This window comes from Burkholderia sp. F1, from assembly GCF_050813845.1.
Lineage (GTDB): Bacteria > Pseudomonadota > Gammaproteobacteria > Burkholderiales > Burkholderiaceae > Burkholderia > Burkholderia ubonensis.
Genome location: NZ_CP172422.1, coordinates 1,192,255 through 1,212,957 on the forward strand (window position 1 = coordinate 1,192,255; position 20,703 = coordinate 1,212,957).

A 20,703-nucleotide genomic window follows, 5' to 3' on the forward strand; every position below is an offset into this window, starting at 1 on the left:
CGCGCGTTCTTGGGCTTTGTCGCCCCTCATCGATCGGAACGAATTCGCGCTGTTGCCGCGATATGTTCCGTTGAACGGAATTTTTATGAAATTCATCCCGGTCAATAGAACTTGAAATTGACGCTCCGAAATATGGCTGGCTAGAGTCCGGCATCAACGACGCACCCGCCCGGTGGTGCGCGCCACCGGAAGGCCAGCCATGTCGTTTCTCACAATTACTGATCTGACGAAATCGTTCGGCGACCTGATTGCCGTCGCGGACGTCAATTTGTCGGTCGAAAAGGGCGAGTTCGTGTCGCTGCTCGGGCCGTCGGGCTGCGGCAAGACCACGACGCTGCAGATGATCGCCGGCTTCGTCGACGTCACGCGCGGCCGCATCATGCTCGATGCGCAGGACATCACGCGGATGAAGCCGAACCGCCGCGGGCTCGGCATCGTGTTCCAGAGCTATGCGCTGTTCCCGCACATGAGCGTTGCGGAGAACGTCGGCTTCGGCCTCGACATGCGCGGCGTCGACAAGGCCGAGCGCGCGGAGCGCATTCGCGCCGCGCTGTCGCTCGTGCGCCTCGACGCGCTCGCGCACCGCTTTCCGCGCGAGCTGTCCGGCGGGCAGCGGCAGCGCGTCGCGATCGCGCGCGCGGTCGTGATCGAGCCGCCGGTGCTGCTGCTCGACGAGCCGATGTCGAACCTCGACGCGAAGCTGCGCGAAGACATGCAGTTCGAGCTGCGCGCGATCCAGCGCAAGATCGGCACGACGACGATCATGGTCACGCACGACCAGTCGGAAGCGCTGTCGATCAGCGACCGCGTCGTCGTGATGGAGGCGGGCCGCATCACGCAGACCGATACGCCGTATCACGCATACGAGCGCCCGGAGAACCGCTTCGTGTCGCAGTTCATCGGCAAGGCGAACCTGCTGCCCGGCACGGTCGTCGCGCATGACGGCGACGCGATCCGCATCGACCTCGGCCATGATCTCGCCGAAACCGGCCGCACCGCGCACCTGCCGCCGCGCGAGCGCGACGTGCGGATCGGCGAGCGCGTGTCGCTGTGCATCCGCCCGGAGAAGCTGCGCCTGTGCGCGCCCGGCGCGGGCCGACTCGGCGCGATCGTCACGAGCCGCTTCTTTCTCGGCAGCCAGTGGCTGTACCGCGTCGACAGCGTGCTCGGCGAAGTGCTGGTGTGCTGCCAGAACGAAGGCGCGGAGCCGCTCGCGGAAGGCGCGCCGGTCGGCGTCGACTGGCACAGCGACGCGGTGCGCGTGATGCGCGTGGAGGCTTGAATGACGCAATCACCCCGCTCGTTGCCCCCTGACGGGATCACGGCAGACCCGGCGCAGGCCGGCGCGCTCGCCGTGCCGCGCGCCGCATCGCGCCCGTCGCCTCGCGCGGCTTGGCACGCGCATGCGCCGATGTGGCTGATGTGCGCGCCCGCGTTCGCGCTGTTCGCCGCGCTCGTGCTCGTGCCGCTCGCGATGACGCTGGTCCTCACGTTCTATCGCTTCGATCCCGCGAGCGGCCCGCTCGCCGCATTCGAGTTCGGCAACTACGCGGACGTGCTCGGCTCGTCGTACTTCCATGCGATATTCGCGCGCACGTTCGGCATTGCCGCGCTGACGACCGCGATCTGCGTCGCGATCGGCACGCCGGAAGCGTACGTGCTCGCGCGGATGCGCGATCCGTGGCGCTCGCTGTTCCTGCTCGCGATCCTCGCGCCGCTGCTCGTGTCGATCGTGGTTCGCGCGTTCGGCTGGAGCATGCTGCTGAACACCAACGGCCTCGTCAACCAGACGCTCGGTCTCGTCGGACTCGGGCCCTACAGGCTCGAATACACGACGTTCGCGATCGTGATCGCGCTCGTGCACGTGATGCTGCCGTTCATGGTGATTCCGGTCTGGACCGCACTGCAGCGCCTCGATCCGCAGACCGAACACGCGGCGCTGTCGCTCGGCGCATCGCCCGCGACGACGCTGCGCCGCATCGTGCTGCCGCAGCTCGCGCCCGGCATCCTGTCGGGCAGCCTGATGGTGTTCGGGCTCTCCGCGAGCGCGTTCGCGATTCCGGGCCTGCTCGGCGGACGCCGGCTGAAGGTCGCCGCGACCGCCGTCTACGACGAATTCCTCGGTTCGCTGAACTGGCCGCTCGGCGCGACGATCGCGGTGCTGCTGCTGGTCGCGAACCTCGTCGTCATGCTTACCTACTACCGCGTGCTCGAACGCCGCTACGCGCGCAGCCTCGGAGGCGCATCCCGATGAGACGGAACGGCCCCTTCGCCCTTGCATTCCACGCGCTCGTGATCGCGTTCGTGCTCGCGCCGCTCGCGATCGTCGTGCTCGTCGCGTTCACGCCCGACGAAACGCTGACGCTGCCCACGCACGGCCTGTCGCTGCGCTGGTTTCGCGCGATCCTCGACTATCCGGACTTCGTCACCGCGTTCTTCAACAGCGTGAAGCTCGGGTTCGCATCGGCGACGCTGTCGCTCGCGATCGCGCTGCCCGCCGGCCTCGCGATCGGCCGCTCGACGTTTCCCGGACGCGCGTTCGTGAACGGCCTGCTGATGTCGCCGCTGATGATCCCCGGGCTCGTGCTCGGCATCGCGCTGCTGCGCTTCTTCGCGCTGATCGGCGCAACGGGCTCGTTCGCGTGGCTCGTGCTCGCGCACATGATCGTCGTCACGCCGTTCGTGATGCGGCTCGTGCTCGCGTCCGTCACCGGGCTCGACCGCAGCATCGAACAGGCCGCGTCGTCGCTCGGCGCGGACCCGTGGACGACATTCCGCCGCATCACGCTGCCGATGATCCTGCCCGGCATCACGGGCGGCTGGCTGCTCGCGTTCATCAACAGCTTCGACGAGCTGACGATGTCGGTCTTCATCACGTCGCCGCAGACGGTGACGTTGCCGGTGCGGATGTACATGTACGCGACCGAGTCGATCGACCCGATGATGGCGTCGGTGTCCGCGCTCGTCATCTTCATCACCGCCGCCGCGATGCTGCTGCTCGATCGCGTGTATGGGCTCAACCGCATCCTGATCGGTCAACACTGATGCCGACTTTCGTTTCCTCCCATCACGAAGCCGTCGCGGAAGGCGCGGACGGCGGCGCGCAGTTCGTGCGCGTCGCCGAACGCAAGCGCGCCGCCGTCGCGTTCACGCTCGACGGCCGGCCCGCGCAGGCGCTCGCCGGCGATACGGTGCTCACCGCGATCCTCGTCTCGCAGCGACGCGTGCGCACGAGCGAATTCAGCGGCCTGCCGCGCGCGGGCTTCTGCCTGATCGGCGCGTGCCAGGACTGCTGGGTGCGCACCGAGGACGGCGCGCGGGTGCGCGCATGCTCGACGCCGATTGCGGACGGCATGCGGATCGTCACCGGTGCGGTTGCGGTGGCGACGTCGGACGGAGACGCGCAATGACCGCCCCCCTGCAACCGGTGATTGTCGGCGCGGGCCCGGCCGGCGTGCGCGCGGCCGAAGCGCTCGTCGACGCGGGGCTGCGCCCGATCGTGATCGACGAGAACGCGCGCTGGGGCGGCCAGATCTACCGGCAGCCGCCCGCCGAAGGCGCATTCGTCCGCTCGAAGTCGGTGCTCTATGGCTTCGACGCCGGCAAGGCGCACGCGGTGCACGAGACGATGGCCGCGCTGCTGCCGCATCTCGACTACCGGCCGCACACGCTCGCGTGGGCGTGCGGCGCCGGCCGGCTCGACACGCTGCAGGACGGCCGCGAAGCCACCGTGCCGTTCTCGCACCTGATCGTCGCGAGCGGCGCGACCGACCGGCTGCTGCCGGTGCCGGGCTGGACGCTCGCGGGCGTCTATTCGCTCGGCGGCGCACAGGTCGCGCTGAAGGCGCAGGGCTGCGCGATCGGGCGGCGCGTCGTATTCGCGGGCACCGGCCCGCTGCTGTATCTCGTTGCGTACCAGTACGCGAAAGCCGGCGCGCATGTCGTCGCGGTGCTCGACACAAGCCCGTGGCAACGGCAGGTGACCGCCGCGCCGTCGCTGCTGCGCATCCCGTCGATCTTCGCGAAAGGCCTGTACTACCTGGGCTGGCTGCGTTCGCACGGCGTCGCGGTCGAAACCGGCGTCACGCTCGAGCGCGTGCTGGGCGAACGCTGCGTGACCGGGCTCGCGTGGCACGGCGCGGGCGACCGCGCGCAGCCGCGCCGCATCGACTGCGACGCGCTCGGCCTCGGCTTCGGGCTGCGCGCGGAGACGCAGCTCGCCGATCTCGCCGGCTGCCGGTTTCGCTTCGATCCGCTCAACCGTGCGTGGCTGCCCGAGCGCGACGCGGCCGGCCGCACGTCGCTGCCCGGCGTCTATGTCGCGGGCGACGGCGCAGGCATCGCGGGCGCCGACGCGGCCGAGGCGTCGGGGCGGCGCGCGGCCCTCGCATTGCTCGACGACGCCGGCGTCGTCGCGCGCGCCGCAGCCGGCAAACCGGACGCCGCCGCGCTCGAACGCAGGCTCGCGCGCATCGACGCGTTCCGCGCCGGCCTCGAAGCGGCATTCGCGCCGCCCGCGCAATACGTGGCGCACTGTCCGGACGACACGATCGTGTGCCGCTGCGAGGAGGTCGACGCAGGCGCCTTGCGCCGCTGCATCCGCGGCGGGGAAGCCGGCGAGATCAACCGGCTGAAGGCGTTGACGCGGGTCGGCATGGGCCGCTGCCAGGGCCGCATGTGCGGCGACGCGGCGGCGCTGGTGCTCGCCGCCGAAACCGGCAAGCCGCTCGCCGATGTCGGCCGCCTGCGCGCGCAGCCTCCCGTCAAGCCGTTCCCGATCGCGGCCGCGCTCGGCGGCGACGAGGTCGCGACGATTCCGGACGAGGCGCGCGATGAGTGAACACCGGCATTACGACGTCGCGATCGTCGGCGGCGGCCTCGTCGGCGCGTCGGCGGCGCTGGCGCTGACGCAGCGCGGCCTGTCGGTCGGCCTGTTCGAGCGGCGCGACTGCGGCGCGCAGGCGAGCGGCGTGAACTACGGCGGCGTGCGCTGCCAGGGCCGTCCCGCCGAACAGCTGCCGCTCGCGCTGCGCGCGCGGCAAATCTGGGACCGCCTGCCCGGGCTGATCGGCATCGACGGCGAATTCGTCGTATCGGGCCATCTGCGGCTCGCGCGCAGCGACGCCGATCTCGACGCGCTCGACGCGTACGCGACGCTCGCGGGCGAACACGGCCTGCCGCTGCAGATGATCACCGGCGACGCGTTCCGCCGCCGCTATCCGTGGCTCGGCCGCGCGGCGCTGGGCGGTTCGCTGTGCGCGAGCGACGGCCATGCGAACCCGCGGCTCGTCTCGCCGGCCTTTGCGCGCGCGGCCCGCGCGGCGGGCGCGGACGTGTTCGAGCACACGCCGGTCGACGACGTGGCGCACGACGGCGCGCGCTTCCGGCTGCGCGCCGCCGGCCGCGAGGCCAGCGCGACATGGCTGATCAATTCGGCGGGCGCGTGGGCGAACGCGATCGCGGAGCGTTTCGGCGAAACGGTGCCGATGCAGCCGATCTACCCGAACATGTGGGTCACGGAACCGCTGCCGCCGTTCGTCGCGCACAACCTCGGCGTCTATGGCGGCGGCGTCTATGCACGGCAGGTCGCGCGCGGCAACTGCGTGATCGGCGGCGGACGCGGACGCGGCGACGGCGAGTTTGGCCAACCGTCGGTCGACACCACGCGCGCGGTGATGCGCGACGCGTGCGCGCTGCTGCCGGCGCTGCGCAACGCGCTCGTGATCCGCACCTGGAGCGGCGTCGAGGGCTGTACACCCGACCACAATCCGATTCTCGGCGCGAGCCGCACGACGCCGCGCCTGCTGCATGCATTCGGCTTCTCCGGCGGCGGCTTCCTGCTCGCGCCGGGCGTCGGCGACGTGCTCGCCGATCTCGTCACGGCCGGCGAGACCGCTACCCCGCTCGACGCATTCGCGGTCGATCGCTTCGCGCCGCAGGCTGCCCCGTCCGACTTTCCCCCTCATGAGGAGACCCACCGATGAAACTGCTTGGAACGATCGCGGCGGCTGCCGCGCTCTGCGTCGCCGGCGCGCACGCGCCCGCATTCGCGCAAACGAAGACGATCTACGTCGGCATGAACGGCGGGCCGATGGAAAAGGCCTATGCGAGCCAGGTGCTGCCGGATTTCGAGAAGGCGAACAACGTGAAGGTGGTGATCGTGCCCGGCACGTCGTCGGACGTGCTCGCGAAGCTGCTCGCGAACCGCGGCAAGCCGCAGATCCACGTCGCATTTCTCGACGACGGCGTAATGGCGCGCGCGGTCGGTCTCGGTGTGTGCCAGAAACTCGACGATGCGCCGGTGCTGAAGGAACTGTACCCGTTCGCGCGGATGAACGGCGACGTCGGCGCGGGCGTGCAGCTCGGCATGACGGGCATCGCCTACAACAAGAAGCTGTTCGCCGAGAAAGGCTGGGCGCCGCCGACGTCGTGGATGGATTTCGCGGACCCGAAATACAAGGGCAAGGTGGTGTTCCAGTCCGCGTCGAGCAGCACGTTCGGACTGCACGGCTTCCTCGCGATCAACCGCCTGCTCGGCGGCAACGAGCAAAACGTCGAGCCGGCCTTCGGGAAGTGGGCGAGCACGGTCGGGCCGAACGTCGTCGAATACATCCCGAACTCCGCGAAGATTTCCGAGATGGTGCAGACAGGCGAAGCCGGGCTGTTCCCGCTGACGCCGACCGCGGTGGGCGACTTGCAGGACAAGGGCATTCCGGTCGCCTATGCGAACCCGAAGGAAGGGCCGGTGCTGCTGCTCGTCGACCTGTGCGTCGTGGCCAACAATCCCGATCCGCAGCTTGCGCAGAAGCTCGCGCAGTTCCTGTTGTCCGCGCCGGCGCAGGCGAAGGCTGCCGAAGCCGGCAAGCAGATTCCGACCAACCGCCTCGCGAAGATGCCCGCGTCGATGCAGCAGAGCGTCGGCAACATCGACGAGCTCGTGCGCAAGGTAACGGTGGTCGACTGGACCGCGATCAACGCCCGCCGTGCGCAGTGGGACGCGCGGTGGAACCGGCAGGTCGAACGGTAACGGCAATCGGCGCGCATGCGCGCGGCGTGATGTCGCCGCGCGCCATGCCAATACCGACGCGGTGCCGCGCCGTCCCCCCGGCGATGCTGAGAATTTCTTCAAGATCACGAAATTTATTTCTCGTCATGCGCGGAAATTTCACCGTCTAACCTTGGACCGCCTGACCGGGTAGCTGGCCGCGCAAGCGCATGTCGATGCGGCACGTGTCCGGACAGGCGGAGATCCTGATCCGTCAACAACGAGAACCCCATGAAGAAAAAACTGATTCTGTCCGCCGTCGCGCTGGGCACGGCGAAGCTTGCGTGTGCGCAAAGCACGGTGACGCTCTACGGCGTCATCGACGATGCGATCCAGTACACGCACAACGTCTCCGGCAAGAGCACGAAGCTTGGCCTCTCGTCGGGCGTCATGTCCGGCAGCCGCTGGGGCCTGCTCGGCTCCGAGGACCTGGGCGGCGGCCTCAAGGCCGTGTTCCGCCTCGAGAACGGCTTCAACGTGAATACCGGCGGGCTCAACCAGGGTGGCCGGGAGTTCGGCCGCCAGGCGTACGTCGGCGTCGCGTCGTCGCGTTGGGGCGCGGTCACGCTCGGCCGCCAGTACGACGCGCTGCGCGATCTCGTGCAGCCCGTGCAGGGCGACAACTATCTGGAATACTTCACGTCGCCGGGCGACGTCGACGACGCCGACAACAGCCTGCGCTTCAACAACACGGTGAAGTGGGCGAGCCCCGTGTGGTCGGGCCTGCAGGCCGTGGCGACCTATTCGTTCGGCGGCGTCGCGGGATCGGTGGCCTCGGGGCAGTCGTACAGCGGCGCGCTCGCATACAACGCGGGGCCGTTCGGCGCCGCGGCCGGCTACATGCACATCGACAACGGCAACGCGTCGCTGTCGACGCGCGGCGCGTCGAGCGCCGACAGCATCTTCGCGACGTCGGTCAACAAGGCCTATGCGTCCGCACGCGCGATCAACATCCTGCGTGCCGGCGCGAAGTATGCGCTCGGCCCGGTCACGCTCGGCGGCTATTACAGCTTCTCCGAATACGTCGCCGACGGCAGTTCGTCGTTCAAAGGCAGCGAACGCTACAACAACGGGTCGGTTTATGCGCTGTGGCAGGTGTCGGTGCCGCTGGTCGCCGAAGTCGGCTACAACTACCTGAAGTCGAGCGGCCACTCGTCCGCGACCTATCACCAGGTGACGGCCGCCGTCGACTACGCGCTCAGCAAGCGCACCGATCTCTATGCGTCCGTCGGTTACGGCCACGCGTCGGGCTCGAACGGGGCGGGCAACGCGCAGGCCGTCATCGGGCCGTCGGACATCGATTCGGGCAAGCGCACGCAGGAACTCGCGCTCGTCGGCATCCGGCATCGCTTCTGAACCCCGGCGGGGCCGGACGGCCCCGCCGCCGCGCGCGGCGGAGCGCGTCAGGCGAGGTGCGCGTCGAGCCACGACATGAACGCGGTCACGAGCGGCGTGTCGGCAAGCTCGTGACGCGTCACCACGTAGTACGCATGCCGCGCCGGAACGGCCGTGTTGAAAGGCCGCACGAGCGTGCCGTCGAGCAGGTCGTCGCGCACCGACAGGCTGTCGCCGAGCGCGACGCCCTGGCCGCGCGCGGCGGCCTCGATGCCGATGTGCGCATTGCCGATCTCGAGCACGCGGATGTCCTGCAGCTTGTCGGCCTTTGCCTCGGCGAGCCACCGCATCCAGGAGCCCGAATGTTCGCAGAAGAGGGCGCGCCCGGCCAGGTCCTGCACCTTGCGGATCGCGTCGGGTCCGTTCATCAGCGCCGGACTCACGACCGGAAAGAGCGTCGGGTGCACGAGCAGCGTGACGCGCCGGTTGCGCCAGTTGCCTTCGCCGTAGCGCACGCAGACGTCGACGTCCGGCGAATAGACCTCGCGATCGTCGTTCGATGGGATCACCTTCAGGTGGATACCCGGATACCGCTCGAGAAAATCGCCGATATGCCGTGCGAGCCAGCGCGACGTGAGCGACAGCGGCGTCGATACGACGAGATCGCCGACGGCTGCCGGCGAGTCGAGCTTCACGGTCGCGTTCGCGATCATGTCGAACGCGCGACCGACCGGCTCGAGCAGCGCCTCGCCTTCGGGCGTGAGCTTCACGCGCGGCTTTGATCGGATGAATAGCGTGACGCCGAGCGTGCTTTCGAGAATGCGGATCTGGTGACTGACCGCGCTCGCGGTCACGTGCAGCTCGTCGGCGGCGGACGACACGCTGCCGAGCCGGGCGGCCGCCTCGAATGCGCGAAGGGGATTGAGTGGCGGGAGGCGATTGCGCATCGGCGTACGTGACATGCTGAGAGAAATTTCATTTAAGCGGATTCAATTTCTCGCTACAACCAAAAAAATTGAACATCTACAGTGGGTGCAATTCAACCGACTCGAGGTCAACCGCAATGAGCCTTACCGAACCGATCGAACGTCTGTGGGGCGGCCGCTTTCAGTCGCAGCCGTCCGACGCGCTGCAGGCGCTGTCGCGCTCCGATCCGAGCTTCTTCCGCCTGGCCCCGTACGATCTGGCAGGCTCGCGGGCGCATGCGCGCGAACTGCAGCGCGCAGCAATCCTGAGCGATGACGAGCTCGCGCAGCTGCTCGCCGCGATGGACGACATCGAGCGCGACTTCGCGACAGGCGAGCTCGCACCGTCGCTGGCCGATGAGGACGTGCACACGTTCCTCGAGCGCGTGCTCACGCAGCGCCTGCCCGCGATCGGCGGCAAGCTGCGCGCAGGTCGTTCGCGGAACGACCAGGCCGCGAACGACCTGCGCCTGTATCTGCGCGACAAGTCGCGCCAGCTCGTGCGCGGCGTGCTCGACCTGCAGGATGCGCTCGTCGGTCAGGCGAGCCGCCACGTCGGGACCGTCACCGCGGGTTTCACGCATCTGCAGCCGGCGCAGCCGATCGTGTTCGGGCATCAGTTGCTCGCGCATGCGCAGGCGATGTATCGCGATGTCGACCGGCTGGTCGACTGGGATCGCCGAACTGCGCGCTCGCCGCTCGGCGCCGCCGCGCTCGCCGGTTCGGCCATTTGCGTGCGGCCCGAGCTGTCCGCGCGGGAGCTCGGCTACGACGCACCGTGCGAGAACTCGATCGACGCGGTCGCCGCGCGCGATCACGTCGCCGAATTCGTGTTCGTCACGAGCATGCTTTCGGTCAATCTGTCCCGACTGTCGGAAGAAGTGATCCTCTGGACGTCGCGGCAATTCCGCTGGGTGGAACTCGACGACGGCTACGCGACGGGCAGCTCGATCATGCCGCAGAAGAAGAATCCGGATATCGCGGAGCTGACGCGAGGCAAGGCCGGCCGGCTGATCGGCAACCTGAGCGGCCTGCTCGCGACGCTGAAGTCGCTGCCGCTCGCGTATAACCGCGATCTCGCCGAGGACAAGATCGCCGCGTTCGATTCGATCGACACGCTCGAACTCGTGCTGCCGGCGATGGCCGGGATGATCCGCACGATGCGCGTGAACGTCGACGAGATGCGCCGCCAGGCGCCGCTCGGCTTCACGCTGGCGACGGAGGTCGCGGACTGGCTCGCGCTGACGGGCGTGCCGTTCAGCGAGGCGCATGAAATCACCGGCGCACTGGTGCGCGCATGCGAACGCGACGGCATCGAGCTGGCCGACGCAAGCGCCGAATTGCTGCACGCGGTCGATGCGCGTCTCGCGCCCGGGATGCGCGAGCGCCTGACGCTCGACGCGGCCGTCGCCGCACGCGGTGGCGCGGGCGGGACGTCTCCCGCGCGCGTGAGCGAGCAGATCGAACGCCTGCGGCGCGCGATCGAACGCCAGGCCGCGTGGGCGGCCGACTACCGGGGGCCGTCATGCTGAGCGCGTCCGATACCCGCCGTCTCGACGGCGCACCGGCGATCGACGCCGCCCCGGCCGACCTTGCCGGTCTCGTACGCGTGCGGCGGCGCTACTGGGGCCGCTACGCGGCGTCGATCGCGATCGTCGCCGTGCTCGCGTATGTCGCCGCCGCGTTCGCGCGCGGCCAGATCGAATGGCGCGTCGTCGGCCAGTTCCTGACCGCGCGCTCGATCCTGACGGGGCTCGGCAACACGATCGTGATGACCGTCCTCGCGATGACGCTCGGCATCGTGCTCGGCGTGGCCACCGCGGTGATGCGGCTGTCGTCGAACCCCGTGCTCGGCGCGGTCGCGCAGGGCTACATCTGGCTGTTCCGCGGCACGCCGGTGATCCTGCAGCTGCTGCTGTGGTTCAACCTCGCGCTGGTGTTCCCGACGCTCGGCATTCCGGGCGTCGCCGAATACCGGACCGTCGACGTGATGACGCCGTTCCTCGCGGCCGTGCTCGGGCTCGGCATCAACCAGGGCGCATATACGTCGGAGGTCGTGCGCGCGGGGCTGCTGTCGGTCGACACGGGCCAGTACGAGGCCGCGAAGTCGATCGGCATGGCGCGCCTGCAGGCGCTGCGCCGGATCATCCTGCCGCAGGCGATGCGCGTGATCGTGCCGCCGATCGGCAACGAGCTGATCGGCATGGTCAAGCTGACGTCGCTCGCGAGCGTCGTGCAGTACGCGGAGATGCTGCACAACGCGCAGAACATCTACTACGCGAATGCGCGCGTGATCGAGCTGCTGATCGTCGCGGGCGTCTGGTATCTCGCCGTCGTCACCGTGCTGTCGTTCGCGCAGGCACGCGTCGAGAAGCGCTTCGCTCGCGGCGCCGGGCGGGGAGCGGAACGCAAATGAACGGCACGGCCCACCACCATCGGGAGGTTCCCATGACGAACGCGAACGCGGTCGTGCGCGCCGTCGACGTGCGCAAGTCGTACGGCGACTTCCAGGCGCTGCACGGCATCACCCTCGACGTCGCGCAGGGCGAGGTGCTCTGCATCATCGGTCCGTCGGGATCGGGCAAGAGCACGTTCCTGCGCTGCATCAACCAGCTCGAGACGATCAGCGCGGGCGCGCTGTGGGTCAACGGCGAGCTGGCCGGCTACCGGCGCGTCGGCGACCGGCTCCACGAGCTGACGGAGCGCCAGATCGCGCGGCAGCGGCTGTCGACGAGCATGGTGTTCCAGCGCTTCAACCTGTTTCCGCACAAGACGGTGCTCGAGAACGTGATCGAAGGCCCCGTGCAGGTGCTCAGGCGCCGCCGCGCGCAAGCGCAGGAGGAAGCGCGCGCGTTGCTCGCGCGCGTCGGGCTCGCGCACAAGTGCGACGCATTTCCGGTCGAGCTGTCGGGCGGCCAGCAACAGCGCGTCGCGATCGCGCGGGCGCTCGCGATGCATCCGCAGCTGATCCTGTTCGACGAGCCGACGTCCGCGCTCGACCCCGAGCTCGTCGGCGAGGTGCTGGCCGTGATGCGCGATCTGGCGAGGAGCGGGATGACGATGATCGTCGTCACGCACGAGCTCGGTTTCGCGCGCGAGGTGGCCGACCGCGTCGTGTTCATGGACTGCGGCCGGATTGTCGAGTGCGGACCGCCGGACCAGGTGCTGTCCGCGCCGACGCATCCGCGCACGCGCGACTTCATCTCGGCAGTGATTGCGTGAACGGGCCGGGCGCCCCGTGCCGAAGCGCCCGAACGATTCCACCGTCAACGATACAAGCCCACAACGACAAGGCGACACCCCCATGAAAGCATCCATCCTGACCCGCACGCTGGCCGCCGCCGCATTCGGCGCGCTCGCGCTTCATGCGTCGTTCTCGGTCGCGCAATCCGCGCCCGCCGCCGCGAAGCGCACGCTGAACGTCGCGGTCGTGCCGAACTATCCGCCGTTCGAATACAAGGACCCGGCGACCGACCAGCTCGCGGGCTTCGACGTCGATCTCGGCGAGGCGCTCGCCGCGAAGATGGGCGCGAAGCTGAACTGGGTCGAGACCAGCTTCGACCAGATGATGAGCGCGGTCGCGACGCAGCGCGTCGACATGATCCTGTCCGGCATGACCGACCTGCCGACGCGCCGCGACGCGGTGACCTTCGTCGACTACATCGAGACGGGCCCGCAGTTCTACACGCTGAAGGCGTGCGCCGGCGAGTTCGCGCAGATGAGCGCGCTGTGCGGCAAGCGCGTCGGGTCGAGCCGGCGCACGTCGTTCCCGGACAACACGGCCGCTTGGAGCGCGGAGAACTGCGTGAAGGCCGGCAAGCCGGCGATCGTCGTGGTCGGCACCGACGGCTCGTCGGACGCGCGGATGCAGTTGCGCCAGAACCGCATCGACGCGGCGGTGCAGGGCGGCGAGACGCTGCCGTACCAGAACAGCCTCGAGCAGAACGCGTACGCGCCGGTCGGCAAGCCGTTCCTGTCGCAATACACGGGCATCGGCGTCGCGAAGTCCAGCGCCGCGCTGACGAGCGCGCTGACGACGGCGCTCAACCAGATGATCGCGGACGGCTCGTACCAGAAGCTGCTCGCGAAGTGGGGGCTGCAGGAGCACGCGGTGGCGAAGGCGATGGTCAACGGCACGCACTGAGCGCGCGATGACTGACCTGGCTCCCCGCTGGCCGGACGCGCAGCGCGCATGCGTCGCGCTCGCGTTCGATCTCGACGGCCCGACCGGCGACGCGATGCTGAACGGGTCGATCTGGCGCAACCCCGCGTATTTCACGCTCGGCAGCTACGGGCCGTGGCGCGCGCTCGGCCGGCTGCTCGACCTGCTCGCGTCGTTCGACGTGCCCGCGACGTTCTTCGTGCCGGCGTGGGTCGCGCGGACGTGGCCCGCGCAATGCGCGGCGATCGTCGAGCGCGGCCACGAGGTCGGCTATCACGGCTACCGGCACGAGGCGTTCTGGACGCTCGCGCCCGAGCAGCAGCGGGACGTGATGGCGCAGTCGGCCGAAATCTTCGCGCGCACGCTCGGCGTGCGGCCGGTCGGCTTCCGCACGCCGTCCGGCGACTGGAGCGCGCACACGCTGGCCGTGCTGCGCGAAGCGGGCGTGCGCTATTCGAGCTCGATGCGCGGCGACGACCGGCCGTACCTGCTGCACGGCGGGAACGGCGAGGCGCCGCTCGTCGAGATTCCCGGTCGCTGGGAAACCGACGATTACGCGTCGCTCGCGTATCACCGCAATCCCGACTACCCGGCCGGGCTCGGCAGGATCGCGGGCTACGGCGCGACGCTCGACAACTGGACGCGCGAATTCGACGGCGTGTACCGCGACGGGCTGTGCCTGACGACGCTGCTGCATCCGAAGGTCTGCGGCAAGCCGGGGCGCATCGCGCTGCTGGAAGCCTGGCTCGGACATATGCAGGCGAAGGGCGGTGTGTGGTTCGCGCGGTGCCGGGAGGTGGCCGACTGGTGGCTCTCGCAGCATGCGAGCGATGTGCGGCCGGCGCAACGGAGCGATAGGTGATGACATCCATTTCATGGCCGGACGGCGCGCGATGCGCGGTCGCGATCACGGTCGATTTCAACGACATTCACGGCATCGTGACGCGCGAGCCGCGCATCGCCGGCCGCGAGAAATCGCTGTCGGTGTGGCGCTACGGCGCGATGCGCGGCGTCGACCGGCTGCTCGCGGCGTTCGACGAGTTCGGCGTGCCGACGAGCTGGTTCGTGCCGGGCGCGGTCGCCGAAACGCACGCGGGCGCCGTGCGCGCGATCGCCGCGGCCGGCCACGAGCTCGGCGTGAGCGGTTACCGTTGCGAGGACTTCGACGCGCTGCCGCTCGCCGCGCAGATCGACGCGTGCCGCGCGGGGCGTGCGGCGCTCGCGGCCGCGATCGGCCGCGACGCGGAAGGCTTCCGCTCGTTCACGGGCAACTGGGCCGACGGCTTTGCGGATTGTCTCGTCGCCGAGGGCTTCACGTGGTCGTCGTCGTGGCGCGGCGACGATCTGCCGTACGTGCATCCGCGCGGCGACGGCCGCCCCGGCGGCGCGCGGCTCGTCGAGCTGCCGCTGCACTACGAACTCGAGGACGAGCCTTACTTCGAATTCAACCTGTCGCCGCCGGTGCCGGCCGGCCAGCCGCGCATCGCGTCGTACGGCGACGTGCTCGACAACTGGCGGCGCGACGTCGACGGGTTCCGGCGCTTCGGCCTGTGCTGCGTGCTGCGGCTGCATCCCGAGATCATCGGCACGGCCGGGCGGATCGATCTGTTGCGCGCGCTGCTCGCGCATCTGCGCGATGCCGGCGACGCGTGGTTCGCGACGGGACGTGACATCGCGCGCTGGTGGCGCGCGCAAGCGCCCGTCAATGCGCCGGGCCATCCGGTCGACGTGTTCGCGCGCTGCGTGGCGGAGGAGGCGGCGCGATGACGGCCGATATGCAAACGCGTGCCACGCGGCTCGCCGCGTTCGTCGCGCAGACGCCCGCCGACGCACTGCCCGACGACGTCGTCGCGAAAGCGAAGCGGCACGTGCTCGATACGTTCGGCGCCGCGCTCGCGGGCGCGGCGGCCGTCGAGACGCGCAGCGCCCGCGCGCTGACCGGCGCCGCCGGGCACGGCGGCGCGCCGCTGTGGGGAACGCGCCGCACCGCGGGCGCGCGCGACGCGGCGTTCGTCAACGGGATTGCCGCGCACGCGCTCGAACTCGACGATTCCGGCGGCTGCGATCATTCCGGCGCGGTCGTGCTGCCGGCCGCGCTCGCCGCGCTGGCCGGTGCGGCCAGGCCTGTGACGGGACGCGAATGCCTGAGCGCGATCGTGCTCGGCTACGACGTCGGCCGGCGCGTGCTCGAGGCGGCGGGCGGCTATTCGGCGCACAACGGCGCGGGCTGGCATTCGACGCTCAGTTGCGGCGTGTTCGGCGCGGCGGCCGCAAGCGCGCGCGTGCTCGGTCTCGACGCCGCGCGCACGCGCGACGCGCTCGGCCATGCGGCGAGCTTCGCGGGCGGGTTGTGGGGCTTCATCCACGACGGATCGCAGACGAAGCGGCTGCACGCGGGCCGCGCGGCGGAAGGCGGCGTGCTCGCGGCGCTGCTCGCGCGCGAGGGCGTGAGCGGCCCCGCGCACGTGTTCGACGACGTATGGGGCGGCTTCTTCAACACGTTCGCCGCGCAGTCGCACGCGCCCGATGCGCTGACCGACGGCCTCGGCATGCACTGGAAGCTGATGCGCTGCTCGATCAAGCCGCACGCATCGTGCCGCAGCGCGCACGCGGCCGTGGATGCAGCGCTGCAACTCGCCGGCGGCCGCACGTTCGCCGCCGGCGACATCGAGCGGATCGCCGTGCGCGCGAGCGGGTTCGTCGCTCGAATGTGCGGCGGCCGCGACCTGTCGACGCTGTCGTCCGCGCAGATGAGCCTGCCGTACGCGGTCGCGGCGGCGCTCGTGTTCGGCGACACGGGAATCGGCGTCTATCGCGCGGAGCGGCGCGCCGATCCGCGCATCGCGGCGATGCTCGCGCGCATTGCGGTCGACGTCGATCCGGCGCTCGGCGATCTCGACGAACCGACGGTGACGCTGCACCGCAAGGATGGCGTGGCCGTGTCGCGCCACGTGCCGATCGCGCTCGGCGATCCGCGCAACCCGCTGTCGGACGACGCGCTGCTCGGCAAATACCGCACGCTGGCCGTGACCGCGCTCGACGCCGCCGGCGCGGACGCGCTGGCTGACGCCTGCTTGTCGCTCGAACGGCTGCCCGATGCACGCGTGCTGCAGGAACGACTCGCGGGCGATGCGGACCGGCATGCGACGATGCGTTGACGGCGGGCGCCTGCCGGGTGACCGGCGTGCGCGCGTTCCACGCGACATGGGTGGCTGCCCGCCGGTCCGCCGGGGCGGCGGCGCTCAGCTCGTGAGGCGGCGCACCCAGATCACCGACGTCCAGCTGAAGTTGCCGCTGCCGTAGCGCGCGATCAGCGTGTCGATGCGCGCATTGATCCGTGCGGACTGCACGCGGCAATGCACGATGAAATAGCCGCTGTTCACGCCGACGGCCGAGCCGTCCGGCAGCGTCGCGTTGCCCTGGGCCGGCGCGAGATATTCGGCGACGTCGCCGGTGCTGACGAAGTACGCGGTGCGGCGGCGCTCGACGAGGCGGCGCGCCTGGCTGCGCGACAGCGTCGGGATCGCGGCGACGAGCACGGGCTCGGTCGCGGTGTTGACGTTGACGGTGGTCAGGTCGGGCAGGATCGTCACGAGCGGCGCGAGCGCGGCGATCGCGCGGGCGTCGTAGCCGGGAATGCGCGACAGGTCGTCGACCGACACGAGCTGCAGCGGCCAGCCGCCGGGACCGTTCGCGTCGCGCAGCGAGCGCAGCAGGTAGTCGGCCGTCTGCTGCGCGAGCGCGGGATCGAGCGACAGCTCGCCGAGCAGCCGGCGATACGCGAGCAGGCCCTCGCCGTGGGTCTGCCACGGCTTGCCGGGCGCGACCCGCGACACGAGATTCATCAGGTTGAAGCGCGCCTGCGCGTCCTCGACGTGGCCGGAAATCCGCGCGCGCGCGAGCTCGGCGTTGACCGTCGCGGCGCCCGGCGGCAGCAGGTCCGCGAGCGGCACGTCGCCGACCGGCTGCGACCACGTCTGTCCGGTGAAAGTCACGTTCGACGTGGCGCTCTGCGCGCGCAGCGTCGCCCGCGCCCACTCGACGGCCGCGCGTTCGACCCACATCGTCTGCGCGGCGAGCCGCTGGTTCTCGACGTCGCGCGTCGCGACCTGCTGGCGCCACAGCACGCTCGCCGCGAGCGTGGCCGCCAGCGCGACGACGAGCAGCACCGTCACGATCGCGATGCCCCGTTCGCGCCGCGCGGCTGCCGTCCGACCCCGTTCGTATCGATGCATTTGCCTGTCCCCAACAGTGCCCACCGTGCCCGCCGTGCCGGCGCGGCCGGCCGTCAATCGTCGAACGCCAGCCACGCGTGCGCGATGCTCGCATGCGCGGATGACGCCATGCCGAACGCCGCGGCCAACCCGGCGACCCACAGCGCGAGCGGCGCGCGCCGCGTGCCGTCGGCCGACGCCGCCAGCGGGCCGACCAGGCCGGCAATCGCGTGCGATTGCCACAGCAGCAGCACGAACATCGCGCCGCCGACCGCCGTCGCGACGGCGAACGCGTGGAGCGCGACCGCCGTTCGGCGCATGAACGGCGCGCGGTGATGACGCTGGTTCGTCGCGACGATCGCGACCCCGTTCGCGACCGGCACGATCGCCATCGCCGCGGCCCAGAAGAACGGCTGGTCGCTGGACGGATTGATCAGCAACAGCGCGCCGATGGTCCAGAACGGCGGTGCGAGCAGCGTGAGCGCCAGCCACGACAGCAGTTGCCACGCGAGCCACGGCGCGCGCCAGCGCAGCGGGCGTTGCGCGGGGCGGGCGGCGAACGGGTGCACACGGTCCGGGAGCGCGGCGGCGCCGGGCAGGCGTGCCGCGAGCCACCGCGCGAGCATCGTAGCGAGCCACATGGGCATTCCCCATCGTTGACGTTTTTCTCAATAGCTAGGACGTAACGGCCGGCCGCAAGCCGCAGGATTTCGTCGCATGCCGGGCGCCGGCGGGGCGGCGCAGCGAACCGGAAAAACGGGACGCGCGCGCAAGCTCGTGCAAATCTTCAGCGGAATGTCACAAAAACTTCCCGGTTGAGACACGACGATTGTCGGGCCGCGCGCAAACGCGGCCGCCGACGCATCGCAGCGCCGGGCAAGACGACAAGCACACGAAACGGGGGCCACGCACATTCATGCGCAACGTGCCGCGCGAAGCCGGCGCGAAACCCGTTGCGCGCGCATCGTCGGCCGCTCGCGTTGCGTCGCGCGGTCGAAATGCCACCGAACGCGCATCGTGCACGCCGTTCGCCGGCGCGGCTGCGACACGGGGCCGGCAGGCAGCGTGAAAAAAAACTGCGGCAATGCGCGTTTCGTTCCGTCTAGGTAGGTGTGAGCGGCGACCGGATGCGTCCGGTCGCGGTCACGCGTTTTTTCATCGAGCGGCGCACAGCCGACAGGATCATGAATGTGGAACAGTTCGACGAAAGCCGATTGACCGGCGACGCGGCGTCGCCGGTCATCAACCTGCGCGATACCGGGCGTTTCCTGCAGGTGCTCGCCGCGCTCAAGTGCTCGCTCGCGGTGAGCCGCCGTCCGTCCGGCGTCGCGCTGATCGGCGTCGATGGCGACGGCGTCCCGACGCTGTCCGCATGTCAACTGCCGCGCTCGATGGGGATGGCGGTGGCCGGCAACCGGCTCGCGGTCGCGACGATGCACGAGCTGATGGTGTTCGCGAACGTGTCGACGCTCGCGCCGCACTATCCGGCCCGTCCCGCGCATTACGACGCGGTGTTCGTGCCGCGCATCGCGTATTACACCGGCGATCTCGACCTGCACGACATGGCGTTCGACAAGCAGGTCGTGCTCGCGGTCAACACGCGCTATTCGTCCATCTGCGTGATTGACGGTTACTTCAATTTCACGTCGATCTGGCAGCCGCCGTTCGTGACCGCGCTGGCGCCCGACGACCGCTGCCACCTGAACGGGATGGCATTCAGCGACGGCAAGGTCCGCTACGCGACCGCGCTCGGGCAGACCGACGCGCCGTTCGGCTGGCGCGGCGGGATGGCCGACGGCGGCATCGTGATGGAAGTGCCGTCGGGGCGCATCGTCGCGTCCGGCCTGTCGATGCCGCATTCGCCGCGCGTGATCGGCGGCCGCCTGCACGTGCTCGAGGGCGGCCGCGGCCGGGTGCTGCAGATCGATCCGCAGACGGGCGCGAAGCGCGTGCTGGCGACGCTGCCCGGCTTCACGCACGGTCTCGCCGAATACGGCGGCGTGCTGTTCGTCGGGCTGTCGAAGCTGCGCGACAAGCGCGGGCCGCAGGGCCTGCCGATCGAGCACGAGGCGGACGCGCTCGTCGCGGGCGTCGCGGCGCTCGATGCGGGCAGCGGCGACGTGCTGGGAATCCTGCAGTTCTTCAACGGCGTCGACGAGATCTTCGACGTGCAGGTGCTGCCGAACGTGCTGCGCGGCGAGATCCTGAGCCCGCACCAGTGGAGCGAGACGCCGTCGATCGTGACGATGCAGGGCGGCTTCTGGCAGACGCGTCCGCGCGAACAGGACGAGCCCGCGAATCGTGACAGCTGAGCCGCCGATGAACGTCGATCACTGCGGGTTTGCCGCGCCTGTTTCGTCATTACCGGTAGACGCGTGCGATCGCAGCGATGCGCGTGGCGCGGGCGGCGTGCTGTGGCTCACGGGGCTGTCGGGCGCGGGCAAGAGCACGCTGGCGGAGGCGCTGGCCGACCTGCTGCAGCGCCGGGGCCTGCGGGCCACGGTGCTGGACGGCGACCGGCTGCGCGCGGGGCTGAATCGCGATCTCGGATTCTCCGAGCGCGACCGCTTCGAGAACGTGCGGCGGATCGCGGAAGTGGCGTCGCTGTTCGCCGACGCGGGCTTTATCGCGATCGTCGCGGCGATCTCGCCGCGCGCGGCGATGCGCGACGACGCGCGGCGCATCGTCGGCGCGGGCTTTCGCGAAGTGCATGTCGCCGCATCGCTCGAAGTGTGCGAGGCGCGCGATCCGAAAGGGCTGTACCGGAAGGCGCGCCGCAACGAGCTGCGCGAATTCACCGGCGTGTCGTCGCCGTACGAGGCGCCGCGTGCCGCGGACCTCGTGCTGGAGACCGGCAGCCGGTCGCTTGCGCACTGCGTGAACGCATTGCTGGGCTTTGCGCTGCAGCAGTTCGGCCGTGCAGGCGACCCGCAGCCGGTCGCACGCGAGACCGGCTGACGACGGCGGAAACGGGCAGGGCTG

Annotated in this window: 20 protein-coding genes; 17 read left to right on the forward strand and 3 right to left on the reverse strand. The window is 70.1% G+C overall.

The genetic code is table 11. The annotated features are described in order from the left end of the window. Window positions 1-199 precede the first annotated feature (199 nt). From ACFIMZ_RS24450 to ACFIMZ_RS24485, 8 genes are all read left to right on the forward strand, one after another. Window positions 200-1,282 carry an ABC transporter ATP-binding protein gene (locus ACFIMZ_RS24450; protein ID WP_431824866.1) on the forward strand — a complete coding sequence of 361 codons (1,083 nt, stop codon included), beginning with the start codon at window positions 200-202 and terminating at the stop codon, window positions 1,280-1,282. Next, window positions 1,283-2,254: an ABC transporter permease gene (locus ACFIMZ_RS24455; RefSeq protein ID WP_431824867.1), complete on the forward strand. Its 972-nt coding sequence runs from the start codon at window positions 1,283-1,285 to the stop codon at window positions 2,252-2,254. Further along, a complete protein-coding gene (locus tag ACFIMZ_RS24460; protein ID WP_431824868.1) occupies window positions 2,251-3,045 on the forward strand; it encodes an ABC transporter permease in 795 nt (264 codons plus the stop codon). The genes ACFIMZ_RS24455 and ACFIMZ_RS24460 overlap by 4 nt, the downstream gene beginning before the upstream one ends. After that, on the forward strand, window positions 3,045-3,410 hold the full coding sequence (locus ACFIMZ_RS24465; RefSeq protein WP_431824869.1) for a (2Fe-2S)-binding protein: 366 nt from the start codon (window positions 3,045-3,047) through the stop codon (window positions 3,408-3,410). Before ACFIMZ_RS24460 ends, ACFIMZ_RS24465 begins: the two co-directional genes overlap by 1 nt. Beyond that, the gene (locus tag ACFIMZ_RS24470; RefSeq protein ID WP_431824870.1) at window positions 3,407-4,840 is read left to right on the forward strand and encodes an FAD-dependent oxidoreductase; all 1,434 of its coding nucleotides are present in this window, start codon (window positions 3,407-3,409) and stop codon (window positions 4,838-4,840) included. The genes ACFIMZ_RS24465 and ACFIMZ_RS24470 overlap by 4 nt, the downstream gene beginning before the upstream one ends. After that, entirely contained in the window at window positions 4,833-5,984 is a 1,152-nt protein-coding gene (locus ACFIMZ_RS24475) for an NAD(P)/FAD-dependent oxidoreductase (RefSeq protein WP_431824871.1), read from the forward strand. The genes ACFIMZ_RS24470 and ACFIMZ_RS24475 overlap by 8 nt, the downstream gene beginning before the upstream one ends. Continuing rightward, complete coding sequence (locus ACFIMZ_RS24480; protein ID WP_431824872.1) at window positions 5,981-7,027, forward strand: ABC transporter substrate-binding protein; 1,047 nt, start codon at window positions 5,981-5,983, stop codon at window positions 7,025-7,027. The genes ACFIMZ_RS24475 and ACFIMZ_RS24480 overlap by 4 nt, the downstream gene beginning before the upstream one ends. Window positions 7,028-7,276: 249 nt before the next feature. Then, window positions 7,277-8,401 carry a porin gene (locus ACFIMZ_RS24485; protein WP_431824873.1) on the forward strand — a complete coding sequence of 375 codons (1,125 nt, stop codon included), beginning with the start codon at window positions 7,277-7,279 and terminating at the stop codon, window positions 8,399-8,401. A 47-nt stretch (window positions 8,402-8,448) separates the two neighbouring features. On the opposite strand, the gene ACFIMZ_RS24490 is transcribed toward ACFIMZ_RS24485, so the two are convergent. Further along, window positions 8,449-9,327 (reverse strand): LysR substrate-binding domain-containing protein, encoded by an 879-nt coding sequence (locus ACFIMZ_RS24490; RefSeq protein ID WP_431824874.1) that lies wholly within the window; start codon window positions 9,325-9,327, stop codon window positions 8,449-8,451. A 116-nt stretch (window positions 9,328-9,443) separates the two neighbouring features. On the opposite strand from ACFIMZ_RS24490, the gene argH reads away from it, so the two are divergent. The 7 genes from argH (at window position 9,444) to ACFIMZ_RS24525 (ending at window position 16,665) form a co-directional block, all read left to right on the forward strand. After that, a complete protein-coding gene (gene argH / locus ACFIMZ_RS24495) occupies window positions 9,444-10,877 on the forward strand; it encodes an argininosuccinate lyase (protein ID WP_431824875.1) in 1,434 nt (477 codons plus the stop codon). Next, a complete protein-coding gene (locus ACFIMZ_RS24500) occupies window positions 10,871-11,761 on the forward strand; it encodes an amino acid ABC transporter permease (RefSeq protein ID WP_431824876.1) in 891 nt (296 codons plus the stop codon). Before argH ends, ACFIMZ_RS24500 begins: the two co-directional genes overlap by 7 nt. Continuing rightward, entirely contained in the window at window positions 11,758-12,567 is an 810-nt protein-coding gene (locus ACFIMZ_RS24505; protein ID WP_431824877.1) for an amino acid ABC transporter ATP-binding protein, read from the forward strand. The genes ACFIMZ_RS24500 and ACFIMZ_RS24505 overlap by 4 nt, the downstream gene beginning before the upstream one ends. Window positions 12,568-12,649: 82 nt before the next feature. Beyond that, complete coding sequence (locus ACFIMZ_RS24510; protein WP_431824878.1) at window positions 12,650-13,489, forward strand: ABC transporter substrate-binding protein; 840 nt, start codon at window positions 12,650-12,652, stop codon at window positions 13,487-13,489. A gap of 7 nt (window positions 13,490-13,496) precedes the next feature. Further along, window positions 13,497-14,369, forward strand: coding sequence for a polysaccharide deacetylase family protein (locus ACFIMZ_RS24515; RefSeq protein ID WP_431824879.1), 873 nt, complete (start codon window positions 13,497-13,499; stop codon window positions 14,367-14,369). Next, entirely contained in the window at window positions 14,369-15,274 is a 906-nt protein-coding gene (locus ACFIMZ_RS24520; RefSeq protein ID WP_431824880.1) for a polysaccharide deacetylase family protein, read from the forward strand. Before ACFIMZ_RS24515 ends, ACFIMZ_RS24520 begins: the two co-directional genes overlap by 1 nt. After that, entirely contained in the window at window positions 15,271-16,665 is a 1,395-nt protein-coding gene (locus tag ACFIMZ_RS24525) for an MmgE/PrpD family protein (protein ID WP_431824881.1), read from the forward strand. Before ACFIMZ_RS24520 ends, ACFIMZ_RS24525 begins: the two co-directional genes overlap by 4 nt. Window positions 16,666-16,749: 84 nt before the next feature. Here ACFIMZ_RS24525 and gspK read toward each other — a convergent pair whose 3' ends face one another. Further along, the gene (gene gspK, locus ACFIMZ_RS24530; protein ID WP_431824882.1) at window positions 16,750-17,742 is read right to left on the reverse strand and encodes a type II secretion system minor pseudopilin GspK; all 993 of its coding nucleotides are present in this window, start codon (window positions 17,740-17,742) and stop codon (window positions 16,750-16,752) included. Between the two features lie 53 nt (window positions 17,743-17,795). Further along, a complete protein-coding gene (locus ACFIMZ_RS24535; RefSeq protein WP_431824883.1) occupies window positions 17,796-18,362 on the reverse strand; it encodes a hypothetical protein in 567 nt (188 codons plus the stop codon). A gap of 543 nt (window positions 18,363-18,905) precedes the next feature. Here ACFIMZ_RS24535 and ACFIMZ_RS24540 point away from each other — a divergent pair. Continuing rightward, window positions 18,906-20,033, forward strand: a complete 1,128-nt coding sequence (locus ACFIMZ_RS24540) for a TIGR03032 family protein (protein WP_431824884.1) — start codon at window positions 18,906-18,908, stop codon at window positions 20,031-20,033. 7 nt (window positions 20,034-20,040) lie between these two features. Next, window positions 20,041-20,679, forward strand: coding sequence for an adenylyl-sulfate kinase (cysC, locus tag ACFIMZ_RS24545; protein ID WP_431824885.1), 639 nt, complete (start codon window positions 20,041-20,043; stop codon window positions 20,677-20,679). Window positions 20,680-20,703 lie beyond the last annotated feature (24 nt).

What these genes read in the sequence shown, in the direction of transcription:
- ACFIMZ_RS24450 (WP_431824866.1), top strand. Translation starts at nt 200, where the DNA reads ATGTCGTTTCTCACAATTACTGATCTGACGAAATCGTTCGGCGACCTG.
- ACFIMZ_RS24455 (WP_431824867.1), top strand. Translation starts at nt 1,283, where the DNA reads ATGACGCAATCACCCCGCTCGTTGCCCCCTGACGGGATCACGGCAGAC.
- ACFIMZ_RS24460 (WP_431824868.1), top strand. Translation starts at nt 2,251, where the DNA reads ATGAGACGGAACGGCCCCTTCGCCCTTGCATTCCACGCGCTCGTGATC.
- ACFIMZ_RS24465 (WP_431824869.1), top strand. Translation starts at nt 3,045, where the DNA reads ATGCCGACTTTCGTTTCCTCCCATCACGAAGCCGTCGCGGAAGGCGCG.
- ACFIMZ_RS24470 (WP_431824870.1), top strand. Translation starts at nt 3,407, where the DNA reads ATGACCGCCCCCCTGCAACCGGTGATTGTCGGCGCGGGCCCGGCCGGC.
- ACFIMZ_RS24475 (WP_431824871.1), top strand. Translation starts at nt 4,833, where the DNA reads ATGAGTGAACACCGGCATTACGACGTCGCGATCGTCGGCGGCGGCCTC.
- ACFIMZ_RS24480 (WP_431824872.1), top strand. Translation starts at nt 5,981, where the DNA reads ATGAAACTGCTTGGAACGATCGCGGCGGCTGCCGCGCTCTGCGTCGCC.
- ACFIMZ_RS24485 (WP_431824873.1), top strand. Translation starts at nt 7,277, where the DNA reads ATGAAGAAAAAACTGATTCTGTCCGCCGTCGCGCTGGGCACGGCGAAG.
- ACFIMZ_RS24490 (WP_431824874.1), bottom strand. Translation starts at nt 9,327, where the DNA reads ATGCGCAATCGCCTCCCGCCACTCAATCCCCTTCGCGCATTCGAGGCG.
- argH (WP_431824875.1), top strand. Translation starts at nt 9,444, where the DNA reads ATGAGCCTTACCGAACCGATCGAACGTCTGTGGGGCGGCCGCTTTCAG.
- ACFIMZ_RS24500 (WP_431824876.1), top strand. Translation starts at nt 10,871, where the DNA reads ATGCTGAGCGCGTCCGATACCCGCCGTCTCGACGGCGCACCGGCGATC.
- ACFIMZ_RS24505 (WP_431824877.1), top strand. Translation starts at nt 11,758, where the DNA reads ATGAACGGCACGGCCCACCACCATCGGGAGGTTCCCATGACGAACGCG.
- ACFIMZ_RS24510 (WP_431824878.1), top strand. Translation starts at nt 12,650, where the DNA reads ATGAAAGCATCCATCCTGACCCGCACGCTGGCCGCCGCCGCATTCGGC.
- ACFIMZ_RS24515 (WP_431824879.1), top strand. Translation starts at nt 13,497, where the DNA reads ATGACTGACCTGGCTCCCCGCTGGCCGGACGCGCAGCGCGCATGCGTC.
- ACFIMZ_RS24520 (WP_431824880.1), top strand. Translation starts at nt 14,369, where the DNA reads ATGACATCCATTTCATGGCCGGACGGCGCGCGATGCGCGGTCGCGATC.
- ACFIMZ_RS24525 (WP_431824881.1), top strand. Translation starts at nt 15,271, where the DNA reads ATGACGGCCGATATGCAAACGCGTGCCACGCGGCTCGCCGCGTTCGTC.
- gspK (WP_431824882.1), bottom strand. Translation starts at nt 17,742, where the DNA reads ATGCATCGATACGAACGGGGTCGGACGGCAGCCGCGCGGCGCGAACGG.
- ACFIMZ_RS24535 (WP_431824883.1), bottom strand. Translation starts at nt 18,362, where the DNA reads ATGTGGCTCGCTACGATGCTCGCGCGGTGGCTCGCGGCACGCCTGCCC.
- ACFIMZ_RS24540 (WP_431824884.1), top strand. Translation starts at nt 18,906, where the DNA reads ATGAATGTGGAACAGTTCGACGAAAGCCGATTGACCGGCGACGCGGCG.
- cysC (WP_431824885.1), top strand. Translation starts at nt 20,041, where the DNA reads ATGAACGTCGATCACTGCGGGTTTGCCGCGCCTGTTTCGTCATTACCG.